This is a genomic window from Wenyingzhuangia fucanilytica, assembly GCF_001697185.1.
GTDB classification, from domain to species: Bacteria; Bacteroidota; Bacteroidia; order Flavobacteriales; family Flavobacteriaceae; genus Wenyingzhuangia; species Wenyingzhuangia fucanilytica.
The window spans coordinates 902,627-923,396 of record NZ_CP014224.1; the positions used below are offsets into that span (position 1 = coordinate 902,627).

Sequence of the window (20,770 nt, forward strand, 5' to 3'; positions counted from 1 at the left end):
ATACTTTTTTATTTCGTTATGACTACTTGCCATATTATGTTTGCTTATTATCTTCATGCAGACATAACCGAAAAATAAAAACAATAACATTTTTACAGTTGTATATATGAGCAAAAGTAATTTTTTTTTTGAACTGAAAAAGCAATTTTTATAAAAAGTAAAAAAAAAACAATCAAAAAAAAATGATTGCTTTAAATTGTTGTTATTTAGTCGGTTATGTTTTTAGTTTTTGCATTATATGATCTTTATTTCTAAGTAATATTTGTTTTTCATGTTTTAATAAAAAGAAGTTTTTGTGACTGTTTATAATGAAAATCAAAGACTTGTCTATATGGTGATGATTTCTAAAATCAATATTAATTTGCCATAGTTCTGCGCGAACAGGTGTATTTAGAATGTCAAAGTTAATTTCTGTAGCATGTTGATTTGGGTAAATTCTAAAATTATGTAATTCTAAATTTACTTCTGAGTTAACCAATATCCTTAAACTTTTCTCTAAATAGTTTTTGATGATGTTGTAAGAATGTTGGGTATTATCAATTTTAAAGTTTTTATGTTCTGTAGCTTCTCTTATTAAGTCTATTAATCCTGTAGTGCTAAAATTCATCTGGCCTTGCCACGAGTTTCCTTCTTGCTCAATAATAATACTACAATGTTTAGGATTGTGAGCAAATGATGAAAGACCAATAAAAAGGAGGATGTATAAAATGGTTGTTCTCATAGTTTAGTTAAATAATATTTTTTTAAAACAGTATTTGTTATCAAGTTTTGCGCTAATAAAATAGATGCCAGGTAAATATTGCTCTATGTTTTTATGTACGGGTTGTGAACCGTTTTTAATTTTAAAAATTGTTTTTCCTTCTGTATTAAAAACTTCTAGTACCTCAAAATTTCCTGTAAAAACTATGGTTTTATTTATAAGTTCAACTGAAACCAAATTAGCATCATAAACAGTTTTGTCAATCCCTAATACTTCGCTTTCAAATTCACCATATTCGTAACGAGTATCTTCAAGCGGGGCAAAATAAGACCTACAAGGAGGATTGTTTATAATGTCTGTTGCAGAAGCATGGTAGTGATACACCCCATTTGGAAATTCCACAGTAGCACCAGTATGTCCATTACATTCATCTAAATCATTAGGAGCGGTATTTTCGCCATTGTCATATGGAGCGTATATAGGAATTCCCTCAAAAGAAAACCCAGCTAAACCAGAGTTTTCAAGTTGATCAACATCTTCACAATAATAATCACTACTAACTCCATTTGCCGCTAAGGCAAGATTTATTCCGTGTGGAATGGTGTGAAAATGACCAAACCCAGAAGGTTCAGGGTGGAATCCACATCTGTCTAAAGGAATAATACCTCCCTGAAGTGCGGATACAGATTCAGAACTCGGTGGAGTGTGTTCTAAAACCATCCCGTCAATTAGAATCCCTATGGTTTCTGCTGTATGATAATTATAAGTAGAACCAGGTTTGTTAATAGGACCAGCTAAAATTTGATATTGATGATACCATACGGCATTTTCATTTCCTAAATACAAATCAGCTTCTATACAGTATTTTGGATTTGGACCACCGCCACTTGTAGTTGTACCAGTTGTAAGATTTTTATAATTGATACTTGTACTATTTGTATTGCTAATAATATTAGAACCATCTGCCTCCATGTCAGTAAACAAACTGTTGTCTAACAATCTAGGAACTCCGTTAAAAAGACCAATTCCTCCAACTTCTGAAGTGTTTGAAGGGCATAAATCAATTGAAGCGCTATAAGTATCCCTAAAGGTAACGTTGTAGCAATCTACAAAGGTGGTATCTGTTCCTACCACTCTTACAGGACAATAATCCCATTCCCAGTTTACTAGTAAATTAGAACTTTCAAAAAAAGAAGGTTTTACAAGTGTGTCACTAGGGTGTAGGTAGGTGTTTTGAGAATAGGAGGCGAGACTTATAAATAGAATTAGATTAGCAAGGATAATTTTTTTCATTTAGTTATAGTTTTAGTTTGTATAACTATAACAGGCATAAATTTATTTACCCTACTTATAGAGTCGTTTTATAAACCAAAATCCATCCCTTTTTTTGCTGCAATGGCCATTTCTTGCTCTTGAATTTTATCAGCTTTAGTAATAGCTTCATTTAAGGCTAAAATTAAATAATCTTCTAAAGCCTCCTTATCACTTAACAAATTCTCATTAACGTCTATTTTTTTTACTTGTTTACTAGCTGTAATAGTGATGTTTATCAAACCGTTTCCGCTATTGCTTTCTATCAAAATATCATTTAATCTTAATTTAGCTTCTTCTACATTTTTTTTAGCGTCTTGTAATTGACTCATCATTTTAGACATATCTCCAAACATAATTCTAGTATTTTATTTTAAGAACAATATAAAAAGATAATTAATACCTTCATTTAAAATAATCATCAATATCATGGAAAACATTCTTAAAAGAAATGTCTTTATCCTACTAGGAATTGCTATTTTTGCTCTCTTAATAAAATGCCACAAAATGAAGGTGATAGAAGCTCCAATAGCCGATAAAATTCCAACCGAGTTAGTAAAACACAAAGACGTTCGTATCGATAATTATTATTGGATGCGTTTGTCTGATGCTGAAAAGGAAGCAGAACATCCATCGGATAAAACACAAAAAGTGTTGACTTATTTAAGCGAGGAAAATTCTTTTTACGAAGAAGAAACTAAGCATACTTTAAAGTTTCAGGAAGATTTATTTCAAGAAATGAAAAGTAGAATTAAAGAAGATGATAGCTCTGTACCTTATTTTAAGAATGGTTATTTTTATATTACTCGTTATGATATAGGTAGTCAATATCCAATTTATACTCGTAAAAAAGGAACTTTAGAAGCCGAAGAGGAAATTTTATTAGATGTAAATGCTTTGGCAAAAGGATCTGAGTATTTTGATGTTGGAGGACTATCAGTAAGTACCAATAATAATATTTTAGTTTATAGTGTAGATAATACAGGAAGAAGGCAATATACTTTGTTTTTTAAAGATTTAACTACAGGAGATTTACTAAAAGATACTATTGAGTTTACCACAGGTTCTGCTACTTGGGCAAACGACAATCAAACTTTGTTTTATACTAAAAAAGACCACGTTACTTTAAGGAGTGATAAAATTTACAGACATGTATTAGGAACTACCACTGGAGAAGATGTATTGGTATTTCACGAAAAAGATGATACTTATGGAGTTTATGTGGGAAAAACAAAGTCTAAAAAATATCTTTTAATAGGTTCTTATAGCACCTTGCAAACCGAATATCAGTATTTAGAGGCAAATAATCCTACAGGAGAATTTAAGGTTTTTCAGGCTAGAGAAGATGGTTTAGAATATAGTATTACTCATTTTAATGATTCTTTTTATATACAGACCAACAAAGATGGAGCAACCAACTTTAAGTTGATGAAAACTTCTGAAACATTAACAGCTAAAGAAAATTGGATTGATGTTATTCCACACAGAGAAAATGTTTTGTTGGAAGACATGACCATTTTTAAAGACTTTTTAGTTTTAGAAGAAAGAGAAGATGGATTAGGGAAAATAAGAATTATTCGCTGGGATGGAAGCAAAGATTATTATTTGCCTTTTGCCGAAGAAACTTACTCAGCCTATGTATATGGAAATCCTGAATTTGATACTCCTTGGTTGCGTTTTGGCTACAACTCTATGACAACTCCTAGTTCTGTGATAGATTTTAACATGAGCACTCAAGAAGAAATCATTAAAAAGGAACAAGAAGTATTAGGAGGGAAGTTTAACAAGAAAAATTACACAAGTAAACGTATATGGGTAACCGCTAGAGATGGTAAAAAAGTTGCCTTGTCTATTGTACATAGAAAAGATACTGAGATAGATGAAAACACACCAGTATTTATGTACGCTTATGGATCTTATGGGCACACTGTTGATGATAGTTTTAGTACTACACGTTTAAGTTTGTTAGATAGAGGTTTTGTTTTTGCATTAGCTCATATTAGAGGATCTGAATATTTAGGGAGACCTTGGTATGAGGATGGAAAATTATTAAATAAGAAGAATACTTTTAATGACTTTGTAGATTGTGCAAAGTATTTAATTAATTCTAAAATGACTTCACCAGCACATTTATATGCTATGGGTGGTTCTGCTGGTGGTTTGTTAATGGGAGCTGTTTGTAATATGAATCCAGAATTATTTAATGGAATTATTTCTGCTGTTCCTTTTGTTGATGTGGTAACAACTATGTTAGATGAAAGTATTCCTTTAACTACAGGAGAATATGATGAGTGGGGAAATCCTAATGATAAAGTTTATTATGATTATATCAAATCTTATTCGCCATATGATAATATAGAATCAAAAGCTTATCCAAATATCTTAGTCACTACAGGATTACACGATTCTCAAGTGCAATATTGGGAGCCAGCAAAATATGTAGCTAAATTAAGAGAGTTAAAAACAGATCATAATAAATTGTACTTGCATACCAATATGGAGGCAGGGCATGGAGGAGCTTCTGGGCGTTTTGATTCTTTAAAAGAAACAGCTATGGAATATGCTTTTATTTTAGATTTAGAAGGATTAGCTAAATAATTTAGTTTGATATAAATAAAAAAAAAACCGAGCAAATTGCTCGGTTTTTTTATGGAATAAAATAAAGTTTATTCGTTATCGTTCAAGTTAATATCTTCATAAGCATTCATTCCGTGCTCGTGAATATCTAATCCTTGTTTTTCTTCTATTTCAGAAACTCTTAGTCCCATAGTTTTTTTAATGGCAAATAAAATAATATAAGAGGTAATTAAACAAGTAATTCCTACTACCATAACACCATAAGCTTGACTTCCTAATTGAGAAAAAGAACCAGTGTTAAAAACACCTTTATCTCCCCAAATACCAACAGCTAAAGTACCAAATGTTCCACAAATTAAGTGAACACCAATAGCACCAACAGGGTCATCCATTTTTAATCTATCAATAAATCCAACAGCAAAAACAATAATAACACCAGAAATAAATCCAATAATAATAGCGTCTAAAGGAGACATTAAGTCAGCCCCAGCAGTAATACCAACTAGTCCAGCTAAAGCACCGTTAAATGCCATGGTAATGTCGTAAGTTTTAAATTTGATGTAAGAAGTTGCAAAAGCAGCGATAATACCAGCACTTGCAGCTAATGATGTTGTTACTAATACTAAAGAAACTGTTCCTGCATCGGCAGATAAAACAGAACCTCCGTTAAATCCAAACCAACCAAACCATAATAAGAAAACTCCTAAGGCTGCTAGTGGTATGTTGTGACCAACAATTGGTTTTATAGAACCATCAGATAAATATTTTCCTAAACGAGGTCCTAATAAAATTACAGCAACTACAGCAGCCCATCCTCCAACAGAGTGAACAAATGTAGAACCAGCAAAATCATGGAATCCTAATTGACTTAGGAATCCACCTCCCCATCCCCATGAACCAATAATAGGGTATACAACTCCTACATATAGTAATGAGAAAACTAAGAATGATCCTAATTTAATTCTTTCGGCAACAGCTCCAGATACAATGGTTGCAGCAGTAGCAGCAAACATCCCTTGGAATAAAAAGTCTGTCCAATAAGTAAAGCTTCCGTTATAATCAGGAGTAAGACCATTTTCAGGAAGAGAGATTCCAAATCCTGCAAAGTTAAACACAGAAAAATCTCCTCCTGGGTACATTAAGTTAAAACCGCATATAGCAAAGGTTAATAAACCAATGGCTACAATCATAAAGTTTTTAAATAATATATTGATGGCATTTTTAGATCTAGCCAAACCAACTTCTAAAGTTGAAAATCCTAAGTGCATAATGAATACCAACGCAATTGATACCATCATCCACAAGTTGTTAATTGTAAAATTTAGTGTAGTTTCCATAGTGTATATTTTATCTTAAAGTTTCTCCTCCTTTTTCTCCAGTTCTTATTCTATAAGTTTCATTAACATCGTAAACAAATATTTTACCATCACCAACTTCACCTGTTCCAGCAGACTTGATAAGGGTATCAATTGTAATTTGTTCAAAATCATCATTAACAACTATAGATAAGTATCTTCTTTGGATATCAGCAGTGCTAAAAGATATTCCACGGTATACTTTTCCTATTCTTTCGTTTCCTAAAGCGGTAACATCCCAGTAAGAAAAGAAGTTAACGCCAACATCGTGTAAGGCTTTTTTTACCTCAGAAAATTGAGATTTTCTAATGATTGCTTCAATTTTTTTCATTCAGTATTGTTTTATATTCAGGAGCAAATATAAGAGATATGGATTTAATAGCCTTTTAAGAACAAAAAAAATACGTAGAATTATAAATTCTACGTATTTTTTTGTGTAATCCGTATTTTTTTAACTACTCTACGTAGTCTAAGTATATTTATCTTAAAGTTTCTCCACCTTTTTCTCCAGTACGGATTCTATAAGTTTCGTTTACATCATAAACAAATATCTTTCCATCACCAACTTCTCCGGTAGCTCCAGATTTTAAAATAGCATCTATGGTTACTTGTTCAAAATCGTCATTAACAATAATAGATAAGAATCTTCTTTGTATGTCTCCAGTGCTAAAAGAAATACCACGATAAACTTTACCAATTCTTTCGTTACCTAAGGCAGTAACATCCCAATAAGAAAAGAAGTTAACACCAACATCATGTAAGGCTTTTTTTACATCAGAGAACTTTGATTTTCTTATGATTGCTTCAATTTTTTTCATTTTAAATAATGTTTTTCTAATTTAATAAATATACAATTTTGTTCTAAAAAAAACAGCCTAATTCTGTAAAAAGAGTTAGGCTGTTTTTCCATATAAACTTAAATAAAAAATTATTCGTTATATACTCCAATTCCGTGTTCAGCTTTGTCTAATCCTTCGATTTCTTCTTTTTCAGAAACTCTCAATCCGATAGTTACTTTTAAGACTTTGAATACGATATAAGAACAAACAACTGCCCAAGCACCATAAGCTAAAACTCCTGTAGCTTGTACTCCTAATAAAGCAAAACCACCACCGTTAATTAATCCACCATCAATAGCAAATACACCAACTAATAAAGTACCTAAAGCACCACATACACCGTGTACAGAAACAGCTCCAACAGGATCATCAACTTTTAAAGTTTCATCAATAAATGTAATTGCCATTACAACTACTACACCAGCAATCAATCCCATAATAGTTGCAGAACCTGGAGTTACAGCAGCACAACCAGCAGTAATACAAACTAAACCAGCTAAAGCACCGTTTAAAGTCATAGAAATATCAGGTTGTCCGTAACGTAACCAAGTGTACATTAAAGCAGCAAGAGCACCAGCAGCAGCAGCTAAGTTTGTTGTAATTAAAATTCCACCTACAGCAATAAGATCATCTTCAGATCCGAAAGCTAATTGAGAACCTCCGTTAAATCCAAACCATCCTAACCATAGGATCATTACCCCTAAAGCTCCTAATAATAAGTTGTGTCCTGGAATTGCTTGAGAAACTCCATCTTTATATTTTCCAATTCTAGGTCCTACCATAATAGCACCAACTAAAGCAGCCCATCCACCTACAGAGTGTACAATAGAAGATCCAGCAAAATCAACAAATCCTAAGTTTGTTAACCATCCTTCACCTTGCCAAGTCCAGTGACCTGCAATAGGGTAAATGATCACTGTCATAATGAAAGAGAAAATTACGTAAGTAGAAAATTTAGTTCTTTCTGCAACAGCTCCAGAAACAATAGTTGCAGCAGTTGCAGCAAATACAGTTTGGAAGAATAAGTTGTACATGTCTGCACCGTCATTGTAAAATAAGCTTGGAGTTCCAATAAATCCAGAGATTGTTTCTCCGTACATTACTGTGTATCCAATAGCCCAGAATCCTAAAGAACCTACAATTAAGTCCATTAAGTTTTTCATAATAATATTTCCTGCGTTCTTAGAACGAGAGAACCCAGTTTCTACTAGGGTAAATCCAGCTTGCATAAAGAATACTAAGATTCCTGATATAATTATCCACAAAGCTCCCATGATTGCACTTGTATCCATAATATAAATATTTAAAAGTTTTTTTGTTTAGTTTTATTTTAATGTTTCTCCACCTTTTTCTCCAGTACGGATACGGTAAGTTTCTAATACGTCTGATACGAATACTTTTCCATCACCAACTTCTCCAGTAGAAGCAGTTTTTAATAAAGTTTCTACAGTAATTTGTTCAAAATCATCATTTACAATGATTGATAATTGACGTCTTTGGATATCGTTAGTGCTAAAAGATACTCCACGGTACACTTTTCCCACTTTTTCATTTCCCAATCCAGTCACATCCCAGTAAGAAAAGAAGTTTACACCTACTTCGTGTAAAGCCTCCTTAACTTCAGAAAACTTAGATTTTCTGATGATTGCTTCGATTTTTTTCATAATTGAAAGTTTAATTTAGGTTGAATATATTTTTGTTATCTGGCAAGACTCGCATCTTGCCAGATGATTTTTTAAACTTTTCTAAGAATTAGAAAGAGTATACAGCAGCAACAGTTAAAGTAGAAACACTTTTTTCAGTTGGGAAAGCTTCGATTAATCCATCATCAGATGAGTCGTATCTTACATCAGCAATTACTTTTAAGTTGTCAGTTAATCCAACATTTGCAGATAAAGTTAACGCTAATACACTAGCTTCAACAGCACCATTAGTAGCAAAGTATTCTGGACGTAATCCTAAAGCAAAACTATCAGAGAATGCATTTTGAATATATAATGCAGCACCTTGGTATCCAGCATCAGCATCTTCAGAGTGAGAGTAAGCAGCGTTAATACCTAAGTATAAAGTTTCAGAAATGTCAAATCCTCCTGTATAATCAACAAATAAGTTGTCATTAGTTGTAGCATCAACAGAACCGTAAATTAAGTTAAGGTATTGTCCTTTAAATCCAATTTGACCACCTAATTGTAAAGCTCCAGAAACGTTTCCATCAGCACTTGAAATTGCATGACCGTTAGTAACAGCTAACATGAAAGATAAGTCTTCAGAAGCAGCATAGTCAACTTTTACCCCAGTATGAGAGAAAGGTCCTGCGTTAAATAAATAAGAAACTGTGTAGTTAAAGTTAGCAGCGGGAGAAATAACTTCGTAACCTAAGAATGTGTTAAACTGTCCAGCAGAAACTGTTAATGCGTCATTAATAATGTAATATGCATATAATTGGTTGATTGCTCCGGCTAAGTTAGCGTCATCAGCTCTAGGTCCAAAAGATAAGTCTGCTACAACACCCGCTTTCTCAGTATCATAAGCAAAAACTGTATTTGCAGCTCCTAATCCAAATCCATTTGCATTTCCTGGATTAGCAATTAAGATTCCAGGAGTTCCTGAACCATCCACAAAGTTTGCTGTTCCATAAACATCAACGTTTCCAGATACAGTTAATTTTCCTTCTTGTGCAAAAGTTAACATTCCAGTTAACATCATTGCTGATAAAATAATTTTTTTCATGATAAAGTTTTTTATGTTTTTAAGTTTTATCTGAGACAAAGCTACGTATTAATACGTATGTTGCAAGAAAAAACTACCTGTTTTTTCGCAGTTTTATACGTAACTACCGTGTTTACTAAGTAAGTAGCCCAAAAAATAAGTGAAAAAAAGCTTGTTTTCTATAATAGTTGTATATACATTTGTTGTATGAACAACTAAAAAAACTGTCAAAATCATGGATAACTTGCATAATAAAGCTGTCATTAACTTAATGTTAACAGGAAATTATGTTGTAGAAAATATTAATAGTTTCTTAAAGGTTTATGATTTAACCGTGCAACAGTTTAATATATTAAGGATTTTAAGAGGTCAAGATGGATTGCCAATTAATTTATATGAGTTACAAGATCATATGATACATAAAATGAGTAATACAACTAGATTGGTAGAAAAACTTAGAAAAAAGGAATTATTAGAGCGTAAGGTTTGTGAATCAAATAGACGAAAGATTGAAATATTGATTACTGATAAAGGTTTAGGTTTGTTAGCAGGTATTGATCAATCTTTAATAGATTTTGAGAAAAATTTAGTTCACCAACTAAGTAGAGAGGAAATTGTAAAGTTATTAGAGTTATTAAATAAAGTAAAAATCAAATCATAAAAACAAAAAAAATGAAAACAACAAGTATTAAATCAAGAGTATTAGCTGGATTTGCCATTTTAGCATTAACCTTTTCTGCCTTTGCAGTAGAAAAAGATCCTATTAAAGTAGAAAAAAGTACCATTGAATGGGTTGGGAAAAAAGTTACCGGTCAGCACAATGGAACCATTTTGTTTAAAGAAGGTGAAGTAAAGTTAAAAAAAGGAGCTTTAGTAGGAGGAACGTTTGTAGTGGATATGAATACTATTAATGTTACAGATTTAGAGGGAGAATACAAAGGTAAATTAGAAGGACACTTAAAATCTGATGACTTTTTTGGAGTAGATAAGTTTCCTGAAGCTACATTTGTAATTACTAGTGTAGAAGGTACAGTAGTAAAAGGAGATTTAACGATTAAAGGACATACAGAAAAAGAATCTTTTACTTTAGTTACAAAAAACAATACCATTAGCGGAACTGTGGTAATTGATAGAACTAAGTTTGGAATTAGATACGGATCAAATTCTTTCTTTGATAATTTAAAGGATAAAGCAATTCATGATGAGTTTGAATTAACTGTAAATATTGCTTTCTAAAATAAGAGCATCATTCAATTAACAAATTTAAACCCCGATAGTTAAGGCTGTCGGGGTTTATTTTTTAAATCGTATTTTAATATTCTTATATATAAGACCGCTATATTTCTTAAATTCGCAAAACAAATAATTGTACACATGTCTAAATTTGAGTTAAAATTACCCAAAATGGGAGAAAGTGTAGCAGAAGCTACGATTACCTCTTGGTTAAAAGAGGTTGGAGATTTTATTGAGTTAGATGATTCCATTGTAGAAATAGCTACAGATAAAGTAGATTCTGATGTACCGTGTGATGTGTCTGGTGTTTTAATAGAAAAAAAATACCAAGAAGGAGATGTTGTTAAAGTAGGTGAGGTGTTGGCGGTTATTGAAACTAATACGGATGCTGCAGACGCAACTTTGGTTTCTGTGTCTAAAGAAGAGGTTGATGCAGATGTAGAAGAAGCAGTCGCAACAGTAGAGGCGGAGGTAAATGATGTAATTACTCAAGTATCTACATCCGTAAAAAATACCATTGCCAATACTGATGGGAATTTTTATTCGCCACTTGTAAAAAAAATAGCAAGTACAGAAGGAGTGTCTCAAACAGAATTAGATGCTATAGTAGGTACTGGTCTTGATGGTAGGGTAACTAAAGATGATATTTTAGCATATGTGGCTAAAAAATCTAAAAATACAAGTAAAGTAGAAACTCCTGTAAAAACATCAGCAGAAAAAAGCAGTAAACAAGTTACTGCTACAGAAAAAGCAGATGTTGCCCCTGTAAACTTAGAAGTAAATTCAGGTGATGAATTGATTACTTTATCTAGAATGGGAAAAATGATATCAGATCATATGGTGCATTCTAAAAGAAAAGCTTCACATGTACAATCGTTTATTGAAGTTGATGTTACTAATGTGGTAAAGTGGAGAGATAAGGTAAAAGATGAGTTTTTAAAACGCGAAGGAGAAAAGCTTACCTATACTCCAATTTTTATGATGGCAGTAGCCCAAGCTATTAAAAAGTATCCTTTGGTTAATATTACTTTTGATGGAGTAGACAAAGTAGTTGTAAAAAAATCTATTAACTTAGGTATGGCTTCAGCTTTACCTGATGGAAATTTAATTGTTCCTGTAATTAAAAGTGCTCAAAACTTAAATTTGGTTGGTATGACCAAAGCAGTAAACGATTTGGCTTTAAGATCAAAGAACAATGCTTTAAAACCAGAAGATGTAAAAGGTGGTACTTATACTGTTACTAATATCGGAGGTTTTGGGTCCATTTTTGGAACTCCAATCATCAATCAGCCAGAGAGTGCTATTTTGGCTTTAGGAGCTATTAGAAAAGTACCATCTGTAATAGAAACTCCAGAAGGAGATTTTATAGGGATAAGACAAAAAATGTACATTTCACATTCTTACGATCATAGAGTGATTAATGGAGCGTTAGGAGGAATGTTTATCAAAGAAATAAAAGATATTTTAGAGGCTTGGAATATCAATCAAGCGTTATAATTAACATATTTTGTAATCATAAAAAAAGCCTGCTATAAGAAATATAGCAGGCTTTTTTTATGATTGCGTGTTTTTTGTGTTACTCTTTGTTTTGTTCAAAAACTTCTGTTAAAATATCATGAGAACTCATATTAGCTTCTTGAATTTGTAAGATGTTAGAAAGTGTTGGAGCAATTTGAGTAATGTTTACCGACTTTTTTACCGTTTTTCCTTTACTGATGTTAGCACCATAAAATAAGATAGGAATGTGAGTGTCATAGTTGTAACCACTTCCATGGGTAGTTCCTGTTTTAATATAATGGTCGCTAATTACTGCAGGTTCAAAAGCAAGTAAAATATCTCCCGATCTTTTTTGGTTGTACCCTTCTTGTAGCAAGCTAATTGGAGCTTGGGTAAACTCACTTCTTTGAACAGTGTGTGCAGATACAGCTTTGTAGATATGGGTATAAGTAATAATCTCATTAATAATAGAGTTTTCTACTTCTTCAATATTTAAACCTAGTTTAGCAATCTCATCATGATTTAAGAAAATTTGTTCGTTAGAGTAATTTTCAATCAAATTTGTAGATTGATATTTCTCTTGAGTAAACTCATTTAATTTTTCTAAGAACTTTTTAGATGAAAAATATCCTCCAGGGATTTTATTATCCATCAAATAATTTGGGATTTGAACCACAGCATGATCAGCGGTAACAAATAAAACATAGTTGTTTTTACCTACTTTTTTATTTAGGTAGCTAATAAAATCATCTATATCATTATTTAAACGGATGTAAGCATCTTCTGTTTCTTTAGACATCGCTCCGTATTTATGACCAATATAATCTGTACAAGAAATACTAATGGCTAAAAAGTCTGAGTAATTTTTGTTTTTTCCTAATTCTTCGTTTTTTACAATTTCTTTGGCAAAACCTAAAGTCATTGTATTTCCAAAAGGAGTTGTTTTTAATAAACTATATCCTCCGTTTTTTTCTTTTAGAGTAGCCAAGTCATGAGGAAAAATAGGTTTTTCTTCTCCTTTGAATACTCCTTCGTAGTGATTATGGTCTTTAATACTCTCAGTATAATCATTGATGTTTTTTTCAGTCATCCAAGGAGACGCTAAATATTCATCAAGTTGAACTTTATTTGTAGTATTATATAAACTTACCCAATTAGGTAGTTCCTTAGTGTAATAGCTACTAGTAACCCAATTACCTACTTTACCACCATCAAACCAATAAGCGATGTCTGCCGAATGCCCAGCTGGTAAAATAGCTGATCTATCTTTAACGGCAACACCAATTACTTTTCCGTTAAAGTTTTGAGTCAATTTTAATTGATCTGCAACAGTAGAGGCAATTAATCTTTTAGGAGATTTTTTTCCTTCGTTTGTAGTACTACCAACGGTTTCAAAGTTTTCATCATCTACAACATAAATAGATTTTTTTTCATATTTATCGTACCAGTTATTTCCAATGATTCCGTGGTCTTTAGGTGTTGTACCTGTATAAATAGAGGCATGTCCAACAGCAGTATATGTTGGGATATAGTTGTAGTGGGCATTTTCAAAGGTTGTTCCGTTCTCAATAATTTCATTAAATCCTTTAGAACCAAACTTGTCTTTAAACCTTTGTAAATAGTCGTATCTCATTTGATCAACAACAATTCCTACAACCAATTTAGGTTTTTTAGCTGTTTGTGCATTTCCAATAAAAATGCTACTTAATAAAAGTAGACTAGCTAGTTTTCTCATTATGATATTGTCTTTTATTTTGTACGGGATTAAAAGTAGTTATATTAGAGTAATTGTTTGTTAAGGATTTGATATTTTAGCTTAAAATTTTTATACATGAACTATTTAAAAAGCATAGGTGCCTATGTAATTATGTTAAAGAGTGTTTTTAAAAGACCTCAAAAAGGAAAAATATTTTGGGAAGCAGTCTTTAGAGAAATTGATGATTTAGGAGTAAAGTCTGTTGGGATTGTGGCTTTTATCTCTTTTTTTATAGGTGGGGTAGTAGCCATACAAACAGCGTTAAATTTAGAAGATCCAATTATTCCAAAAGATTTGATTGGATTTGCAACAAAAAGATCAATGATTTTAGAGTTTTCATCAACCTTTATCATGGTTATTTTAGCAGGTAAAGTAGGGTCATATATAACATCAAGTATAGGAACTATGAGAGTTACTGAGCAGATAGATGCCTTAGAGGTAATGGGGATTAATTCTTTAAATTATTTAGTATTACCTAAAATATTAGCCACTGTTTTTTTCTATCCTTTTATAGTGTTGTTGGCAATGTTCTTAGGGATTTTTGGTGGATGGATTGCTGGTATTGCTACAGGCTTGTTTAAACCAGAAGATTATATTGCTGGAATTCAATTAGACTTTCAACCTTATTTAATATCGTATAGTTTGATAAAATCAATTGTATTTGCTTTCTTAATTGCAACCATTCCTTCTTATTTTGGATACTTTGTAAAAGGAGGTTCTTTAGAAGTAGGTAGGGCTAGTACTAAGGCTGTGGTTTGGACAATTGTAGTTATTATATTTTCCAATTATTTTTTAACCCAAATGTTGTTAAGCTAAGTTATGATAGAAGTAAAAGGTATATATAAAAGTTTTGGAGAGGCATCTGTATTAAAAGGAATTGATGCTAGTTTTGAACCAGGGAAAACAAGTTTAATTATAGGGCAAAGTGGATCTGGTAAAACAGTGTTTTTAAAAACCCTATTAGGTTTGCACATACCAGACCAAGGAACCATATCATATAATGGACAGACTACAGAGTCGATGTCTATTGAAGAAAAAAGACAATTAAAACAAGATTTAGGAATGGTTTTTCAAGGTTCTGCCTTGTTTGATTCTTTAACGGTAGAAGAAAATGTAATGTTTCCTTTAAAAATGTTTACCAATCAATCTAAAGCAGAAATGTTAGACAGGGTAAATTTTGTTTTGAATAGGGTGAATTTAAAAAATTCCAATCATAAGTTTCCAGCAGAACTTTCTGGAGGAATGCAAAAACGTGTGGCTATTGCAAGAGCGATTGTAACCAATCCTAAATATTTATTTTGTGATGAACCAAATTCCGGTTTAGATCCTAGAACAGCAATTGTAATAGATAATTTAATACAGGAAATTACGGATGAATATCAAATAACAACGGTAATAAACACCCATGATATGAATTCTGTGATGGAAATTGGAGAAAAAATTATTTTTTTAAAGGATGGATTAAAAGAGTGGGAAGGGACTAGTAACGATATATTCAAAACTGATAATGAAGCAGTTGTGAATTTTGTGTATAGTTCTAATTTATTCAAGAAAGTACGTAAGGCATATTTAGAAGAATAAAATTTTATTTTTCTTTTGTGTAACTGTATAAAAGTCCTATATTTGCACCCGCAATAACGAGTGGTATTAATGACCTGGTAGCTCAGTTGGTAGAGCATCTCCCTTTTAAGGAGAGGGTCCTGGGTTCGAGCCCCAGCCCGGTCACAAATTTTAACACATAACACAAGTTATTGCATGGTGAGATACTCAAGCGGCCAACGAGGGCGGACTGTAAATCCGCTGACTACGTCTTCGCAGGTTCGAATCCTGCTCTCACCACGGACGACCTGGTAGCTCAGTTGGTAGAGCATCTCCCTTTTAAGGAGAGGGTCCTGGGTTCGAGCCCCAGCCCGGTCACAAAAGCCTCCCTTTAGGGAGGCTTTTTTTATTGATAATGGGGTTAAAAGTTTGTGTTAAACCCTGTCTAAGAATCTTTATGTAATCTGCGTAAGGATTTTTTTATTTCTCTTTTTTCTAAACTACTTTTTATTATTTCTCTGAGTTAGCCTTTAAAAAATGAATTTCATAAATTCTTAAAATTAGGACTACAGAAACATCTTATGTGATTTTCAGTTTAATCTTTTTTAAGGTCATAAATCATAATTGTTTTTGGGTTGTTAACAGTGAAATAATGTTGATAAAGAACAGTACTGCTTGTAAATATTGACCTTGTAGATGTTTTGCAACATTTAGACCCCTTATATGATAATTATAAATATACCTTTTAGTATAAATTTGTGGTTAACGAGAATAAAAAATAATAATTTACATATTCATTTTTTTAATATCAATTCATAATTATATAGATATAATGAACAAATATTTTTACTTATTAATTGCAGCTGGTTTGTTTTTTTCAGAAGCAAAATCCCAAGATAAACCAGTTTATAAAGCTGAGAAGTGGGAAAATCCAGAATGGGAAAACCCTGAGATTTTTCAAATAAATAGAGAAAAACCTACGGCATCATTTTACAGATATTCAAACGCAAATGATGCTCTTAAGAATGATTCTTGGAATCATTCAGAATTATATAAATCATTAAACGGTACGTGGAACTTTTATTATGTAGATAGTGTATCGGCACGTCCAGTAGATTTTTATAAAAATGATTTTAATTTAAAAGGATGGAGTACAATTAAAGTACCATCAAATTGGGAAATGGAAGGATTTGGAATTCCTGTTTATACAAACAGACACTATATGTTTCCTGCAAACCCACCTTTTATACCACATAATATTAACAATGTAGGGAGTTATAAAAGAGAGTTTACCATCCCTAGAGATTGGACAGAGAAAGATGTATATCTCCATTTTGCTGGAGTTAGCGGTGCTATGTATGTTTGGGTAAATGGTAAAAAGATAGGTTATAATGAAGGGAGTAAAACACCTGCAGAATTTAACATTTCCAATGCTTTAAAACCAGGAAAGAATACTGTTGCAGTACAGGTGTTACGATGGTCTGATGCTAGCTATATGGAAGATCAAGATTTTTGGAGGCTAAGCGGTATAGAGCGAGATGTATATGTGTATGCAACTGAAAAAGTAACTGTTAGAGACTTTAGAGTTATTGCTGATTTAGAGAATAATTATACCAATGGAGTTTTTAAGGCAAACTTAGAGGTAGAAAACAACACTAATAAAACAGCAAAAAGAATCGTTGAAATAAAATTAATGGATGGAGCAAAAGAAAAATATTCAGAAGCTAAAACTTTAATTTTAAAGAAAGGAGAAAATAAGATAGATTTTTCTAAAACGCTAAAGAATGTTAAAACTTGGAATGCAGAACATCCAAATTTATATACTCTGTTAATTGATTTTAAAGATTCTAAAGGAAATACCTTAGAAGCTACATCTATAAAAGTAGGATTTAGAAATATTAAAATTAAAAACAATCAGTTTTTAGTTAACGGTAAACCTGTTTTGTTAAAAGGAGCAAACCTTCATGATCATAGTGATACGGATGGACATACCATTTCTGAAGAACTTACCTTAAAAGACTTAGAGGTAATGAAACAAAACAACTTAAACGCTATTCGTTGTAGTCATTACCCTAAAGATCCTCATTTTTATAGAATGTGTGATAAGTATGGTTTTTATGTTGTTGATGAGGCAAATATAGAAACACACGGTATGGGTACTACCAATCAAGGTTTAGATAAAAATTTAAAAGCTCAAAAAGTGCATCCAGCATATTTGCCAGAATGGAAAGAAATGCACTTAGATAGAACTATTAGAATGTTTGAAAGAGATAAAAACTTTCCTTGTATTGTTACTTGGTCTTTAGGAAATGAAGCTGGAAATGGAGAAAACTTTTTTGCTACTTATAAATGGTTAAAAGAACAAGATAATACTAGACCTACACAGTACGAGGGAGCAACTAGTTATACCAATACAGATATACAAGCACCAATGTATTGGACAATTGATAGAATGATTAAGTATGCAGAAAATAACCCAACAAGACCTTTAATTCAGTGTGAGTATGCTCATGCAATGGGAAATAGTGTTGGGAATTTACAAAAATACTGGGATGTTATAGAAAAGTACGATATTATGCAAGGTGGATTTATTTGGGATTGGGTAGACCAAGGAATCTTAACTAAAAATAAAGATGGAGAGGCTTATTGGGCTTATGGAGGAGATTTAGGAGGTGCTCATTTACAAAATGATAAAAACTTCTGTTTAAATGGAATTGTAAATCCAGACAGAACTGCACATCCTGCTTTGTATGAGGTAAAAAAAGTGTATCAATACATTAAGTTTAAAGCCTCAGATTTAGCAAACGGAGAAATAGAAATTACTAATAAATACGATTTTACCAATTTAAAGGAATATCAATTTACTTGGACCTTATTAGAAAATGGAGTTAAAGTGGCAAGCGGAATGTTACCTGAGTTAAATGTAGCTCCATATCAGAGTAAAAAAGTGAACATTGCATTGCCAGAATTAAAAAAATCAGGTGTAGAATATCATTTAAATATATCTGCTTTAAATCAAACAAAAACAGATTTAATGCCATTAAATCATGTAGTTGCTTTTGAACAATTTGAGTTAACAAAGCCTGATTTTAATGTAGTGAAACCTGCAACAAAAGATAAGATTTATGTAAGTTCTAAAGAGGGGATTACTACTATTAAAAATGATGTTTTTGAGTTAAAATTAAATACTACTAACGGAAAAGTAACTTCTTTAGATTACGGACAGGGTAATATTTTTGTAGAAAGTATAACTCCTAATTTTTGGAGAGCTGTAACAGATAATGATTTTGGTGCCAAAAATCCAGAAAAATTAAAAGTATGGAAACAAGCAACAGATAACCAACCTTTAGCAGCTGTTAAAGTATATGGCAAATCTAAGGAACTTTCATTGTCAAAAAAATCTAGAGTAAAAGGGGAGGTGGTTATTCAAACTACTTTTAATTTACCATCTGTAAAAGGGAGTGTTGAGGTTGAGTACAGAGTTCAGCCATCTGGAGAAATTATTGTAAAGAACACTTTAAACGGAATTAATAATAAGTTGCCACATTTGCCAAGGTTTGGAGATAATTTTATTATTAAAAATGAATATCAAAAAGTAACATGGTTTGGTAGGGGGCCTCACGAAAATTACAATGATAGAAATACAGCTGCTTTGGTAGGAAAGTACAACGCAAATGTTAAAGATTTATACTTCCCATACATTCGTCCACAAGAAAATGGATACAAAACAGACGTTCGTTGGGTAAGTTTTACAAATGATAATGGTGTTGGAATTAAAATAGAAGGTTTGCAGTTACTAGGGTTTAGCGCACACCATCAATACAACAGTGATTTTGATGCTGGAGAAACTAAAAAACAACGTCATACTACAGATATTAAAAAAAGAGATTTTGTTAATATCAACATAGATTACAAGCAAACTGGTATTGGAGGGGATAATAGTTGGAGTGCAAAAGCTTTAGCTCATAAAGAATTTAGAGTTCAGCCAGAAAACATTGCTTATTCATTTAAAATAGTACCTGTTTCAAAATAATTTATTTAACAAAAAAGGCTCTTTCTATGCCAAGGAAGAGCCTTTTTTGTTTTGTAGAAAAAATAAAAAATAATTATAAATTAATTTAAGAGCTTAAATTATGAATAGAAAAGATTTTATAAAGGTATCTATGGTGGCTACTGCAGGAACCATGTTATTTCCTAGTTGTATGGGTAGTAGTAATTATATTCCAAAATATTTAGAAGACTATAAGGATTTATATGCAAGTAACCCTAGAGAGGCAGCCATTCAGTGGTTTAAAGATGCTAAATATGGTATGTTTATTCATTATGGATTGTATTCTATATTGGGGAGGCACGAGTGGGTGCAGTACAACGAAAAAATACATGTAGCAGAGTATGCTAAGCTAAAAGATCAGTTTACTGCAGATAAATTTGATGCAGACTTTATTACAGATTTAGCCTTAGAAGCGGGAATGAAATATATTAATTTAACCACTCGTCATCATGATAGTTTCTGTTTGTGGGACACTAAATATACAGATTTTAATAGTGTTAACTCACCTGCGAAAAGAGATTTGGTAGCGGAGCTTTCAGAGCAGTGCAATAAAAAAGGAATAGCCTTATTTTTGTATTATTCACATGGTAGAGATTGGAGGCATCCAGATGCACCAAATAATGATAAATGGGGTGGAGCTGCTAGGCCAAAGTTTGAAACAAAAGAGCCTTTTTATAATTATGGAGAAAACCATGATTTAAACAGATATTTGGAGTTTATGACCAATCAAGTAGATGAGTTGTTAACAAATTATAAAGATGTTGCAGGTATTTGGTTAGATGGTTTTTCAACACCAGCATCTAGAGATCGTTCTTTGTTTAAATGTCAAGAATTGTACGATTTAATTCATGCAAAACAACCTCAAGTTTTGGTGTCATACAAGCAAGGAATGTTAGGAACAGAAGATTTTTTAGCACCTGAGAGAAAATATAAAGAAGGAGAAAAAATAGACAAACCTTTAGAAATATGCGATCATTTACAAAGACACGGTTGGGGATATACCAAAGCTCAAGATGGAAAGCACAAAACAAAAGAAGAGGTTATAAAGATGTTAAAAAAAGCGAATAGCTATCCTGCTAATTTACTGTTAAACACTGGGCCATTACCATCTGGAGAAATGCATCCAGAAGATGTTAAAGTGCTAAGAGAGGTAGGTAAAGAAATTCGTAATAAAGGTTGGAAAGCAGTCTTAAATTCTTAATA

18 protein-coding genes and 3 tRNA genes are annotated in these 20,770 nt (G+C 32.0%); 11 read left to right on the forward strand and 10 right to left on the reverse strand.

Annotated features, from left to right (window positions below; all coding sequences use genetic code 11):
- Window positions 1-214: 214 nt before the first annotated feature.
- The 3 genes from AXE80_RS03655 to AXE80_RS03665 form a co-directional block, all read right to left on the reverse strand.
- Window positions 215-721, reverse strand: a complete 507-nt coding sequence (locus AXE80_RS03655) for a hypothetical protein (RefSeq protein ID WP_068824538.1) — start codon at window positions 719-721, stop codon at window positions 215-217.
- Between the two features lie 3 nt (window positions 722-724).
- The gene (locus AXE80_RS03660) at window positions 725-1,993 is read right to left on the reverse strand and encodes a YHYH protein (protein WP_068824540.1); all 1,269 of its coding nucleotides are present in this window, start codon (window positions 1,991-1,993) and stop codon (window positions 725-727) included.
- 68 nt (window positions 1,994-2,061) lie between these two features.
- Window positions 2,062-2,367, reverse strand: coding sequence for a YbaB/EbfC family nucleoid-associated protein (locus AXE80_RS03665; RefSeq protein WP_068824542.1), 306 nt, complete (start codon window positions 2,365-2,367; stop codon window positions 2,062-2,064).
- A 151-nt stretch (window positions 2,368-2,518) separates the two neighbouring features.
- Here AXE80_RS03665 and AXE80_RS03670 point away from each other — a divergent pair, with 151 nt between their 5' ends.
- Complete coding sequence (locus tag AXE80_RS03670; RefSeq protein ID WP_068824544.1) at window positions 2,519-4,609, forward strand: S9 family peptidase; 2,091 nt, start codon at window positions 2,519-2,521, stop codon at window positions 4,607-4,609.
- A 68-nt stretch (window positions 4,610-4,677) separates the two neighbouring features.
- Here AXE80_RS03670 and AXE80_RS03675 read toward each other — a convergent pair whose 3' ends face one another.
- From AXE80_RS03675 to AXE80_RS03700, 6 genes are all read right to left on the reverse strand, one after another.
- Window positions 4,678-5,925 (reverse strand): ammonium transporter, encoded by a 1,248-nt coding sequence (locus AXE80_RS03675; protein WP_068824546.1) that lies wholly within the window; start codon window positions 5,923-5,925, stop codon window positions 4,678-4,680.
- Between the two features lie 10 nt (window positions 5,926-5,935).
- Complete coding sequence (locus AXE80_RS03680; protein ID WP_068824548.1) at window positions 5,936-6,274, reverse strand: P-II family nitrogen regulator; 339 nt, start codon at window positions 6,272-6,274, stop codon at window positions 5,936-5,938.
- 148 nt (window positions 6,275-6,422) lie between these two features.
- Window positions 6,423-6,761 carry a P-II family nitrogen regulator gene (locus tag AXE80_RS03685; protein ID WP_068824550.1) on the reverse strand — a complete coding sequence of 113 codons (339 nt, stop codon included), beginning with the start codon at window positions 6,759-6,761 and terminating at the stop codon, window positions 6,423-6,425.
- Between the two features lie 110 nt (window positions 6,762-6,871).
- Window positions 6,872-8,074, reverse strand: a complete 1,203-nt coding sequence (locus AXE80_RS03690; RefSeq protein WP_068824551.1) for an ammonium transporter — start codon at window positions 8,072-8,074, stop codon at window positions 6,872-6,874.
- Between the two features lie 33 nt (window positions 8,075-8,107).
- A complete protein-coding gene (locus AXE80_RS03695) occupies window positions 8,108-8,446 on the reverse strand; it encodes a P-II family nitrogen regulator (protein ID WP_068824562.1) in 339 nt (112 codons plus the stop codon).
- An 88-nt stretch (window positions 8,447-8,534) separates the two neighbouring features.
- Window positions 8,535-9,512: an outer membrane beta-barrel protein gene (locus tag AXE80_RS03700; protein ID WP_068824564.1), complete on the reverse strand. Its 978-nt coding sequence runs from the start codon at window positions 9,510-9,512 to the stop codon at window positions 8,535-8,537.
- 214 nt (window positions 9,513-9,726) lie between these two features.
- Here AXE80_RS03700 and AXE80_RS03705 point away from each other — a divergent pair, with 214 nt between their 5' ends.
- The 3 genes from AXE80_RS03705 (at window position 9,727) to AXE80_RS03715 (ending at window position 12,221) form a co-directional block, all read left to right on the forward strand.
- Window positions 9,727-10,152, forward strand: coding sequence for a MarR family winged helix-turn-helix transcriptional regulator (locus AXE80_RS03705; protein WP_068824566.1), 426 nt, complete (start codon window positions 9,727-9,729; stop codon window positions 10,150-10,152).
- Window positions 10,153-10,163: 11 nt separating this feature from the next.
- Entirely contained in the window at window positions 10,164-10,727 is a 564-nt protein-coding gene (locus AXE80_RS03710) for a YceI family protein (RefSeq protein ID WP_068824568.1), read from the forward strand.
- Window positions 10,728-10,865: 138 nt separating this feature from the next.
- Complete coding sequence (locus tag AXE80_RS03715; protein ID WP_068824570.1) at window positions 10,866-12,221, forward strand: dihydrolipoamide acetyltransferase family protein; 1,356 nt, start codon at window positions 10,866-10,868, stop codon at window positions 12,219-12,221.
- Window positions 12,222-12,300: 79 nt separating this feature from the next.
- Here the strand turns inward: AXE80_RS03715 and pafA are convergent, their stop codons facing one another.
- On the reverse strand, window positions 12,301-13,956 hold the full coding sequence (gene pafA / locus AXE80_RS03720; RefSeq protein ID WP_068824572.1) for an alkaline phosphatase PafA: 1,656 nt from the start codon (window positions 13,954-13,956) through the stop codon (window positions 12,301-12,303).
- Window positions 13,957-14,052: 96 nt separating this feature from the next.
- Here pafA and AXE80_RS03725 point away from each other — a divergent pair, with 96 nt between their 5' ends.
- The 7 genes from AXE80_RS03725 to AXE80_RS03755 all read left to right on the forward strand — a co-directional run bounded on the left by AXE80_RS03725 (window position 14,053) and on the right by AXE80_RS03755 (window position 20,768).
- On the forward strand, window positions 14,053-14,793 hold the full coding sequence (locus AXE80_RS03725) for an MlaE family ABC transporter permease (RefSeq protein ID WP_068824574.1): 741 nt from the start codon (window positions 14,053-14,055) through the stop codon (window positions 14,791-14,793).
- A 3-nt stretch (window positions 14,794-14,796) separates the two neighbouring features.
- The gene (locus AXE80_RS03730; RefSeq protein WP_068824576.1) at window positions 14,797-15,558 is read left to right on the forward strand and encodes an ABC transporter ATP-binding protein; all 762 of its coding nucleotides are present in this window, start codon (window positions 14,797-14,799) and stop codon (window positions 15,556-15,558) included.
- A gap of 71 nt (window positions 15,559-15,629) precedes the next feature.
- A tRNA-Lys gene (locus AXE80_RS03735) sits at window positions 15,630-15,702 on the forward strand.
- A gap of 32 nt (window positions 15,703-15,734) precedes the next feature.
- A tRNA-Tyr gene (locus AXE80_RS03740) sits at window positions 15,735-15,816 on the forward strand.
- A 5-nt stretch (window positions 15,817-15,821) separates the two neighbouring features.
- Window positions 15,822-15,894 (forward strand) — tRNA-Lys (locus tag AXE80_RS03745).
- A 454-nt stretch (window positions 15,895-16,348) separates the two neighbouring features.
- Window positions 16,349-19,549: a beta-galactosidase, LacZ type gene (lacZ, locus tag AXE80_RS03750; RefSeq protein WP_083194571.1), complete on the forward strand. Its 3,201-nt coding sequence runs from the start codon at window positions 16,349-16,351 to the stop codon at window positions 19,547-19,549.
- Window positions 19,550-19,649: 100 nt separating this feature from the next.
- A complete protein-coding gene (locus tag AXE80_RS03755; protein ID WP_068824578.1) occupies window positions 19,650-20,768 on the forward strand; it encodes an alpha-L-fucosidase in 1,119 nt (372 codons plus the stop codon).
- The last annotated feature ends 2 nt before the right edge of the window (window positions 20,769-20,770 follow it).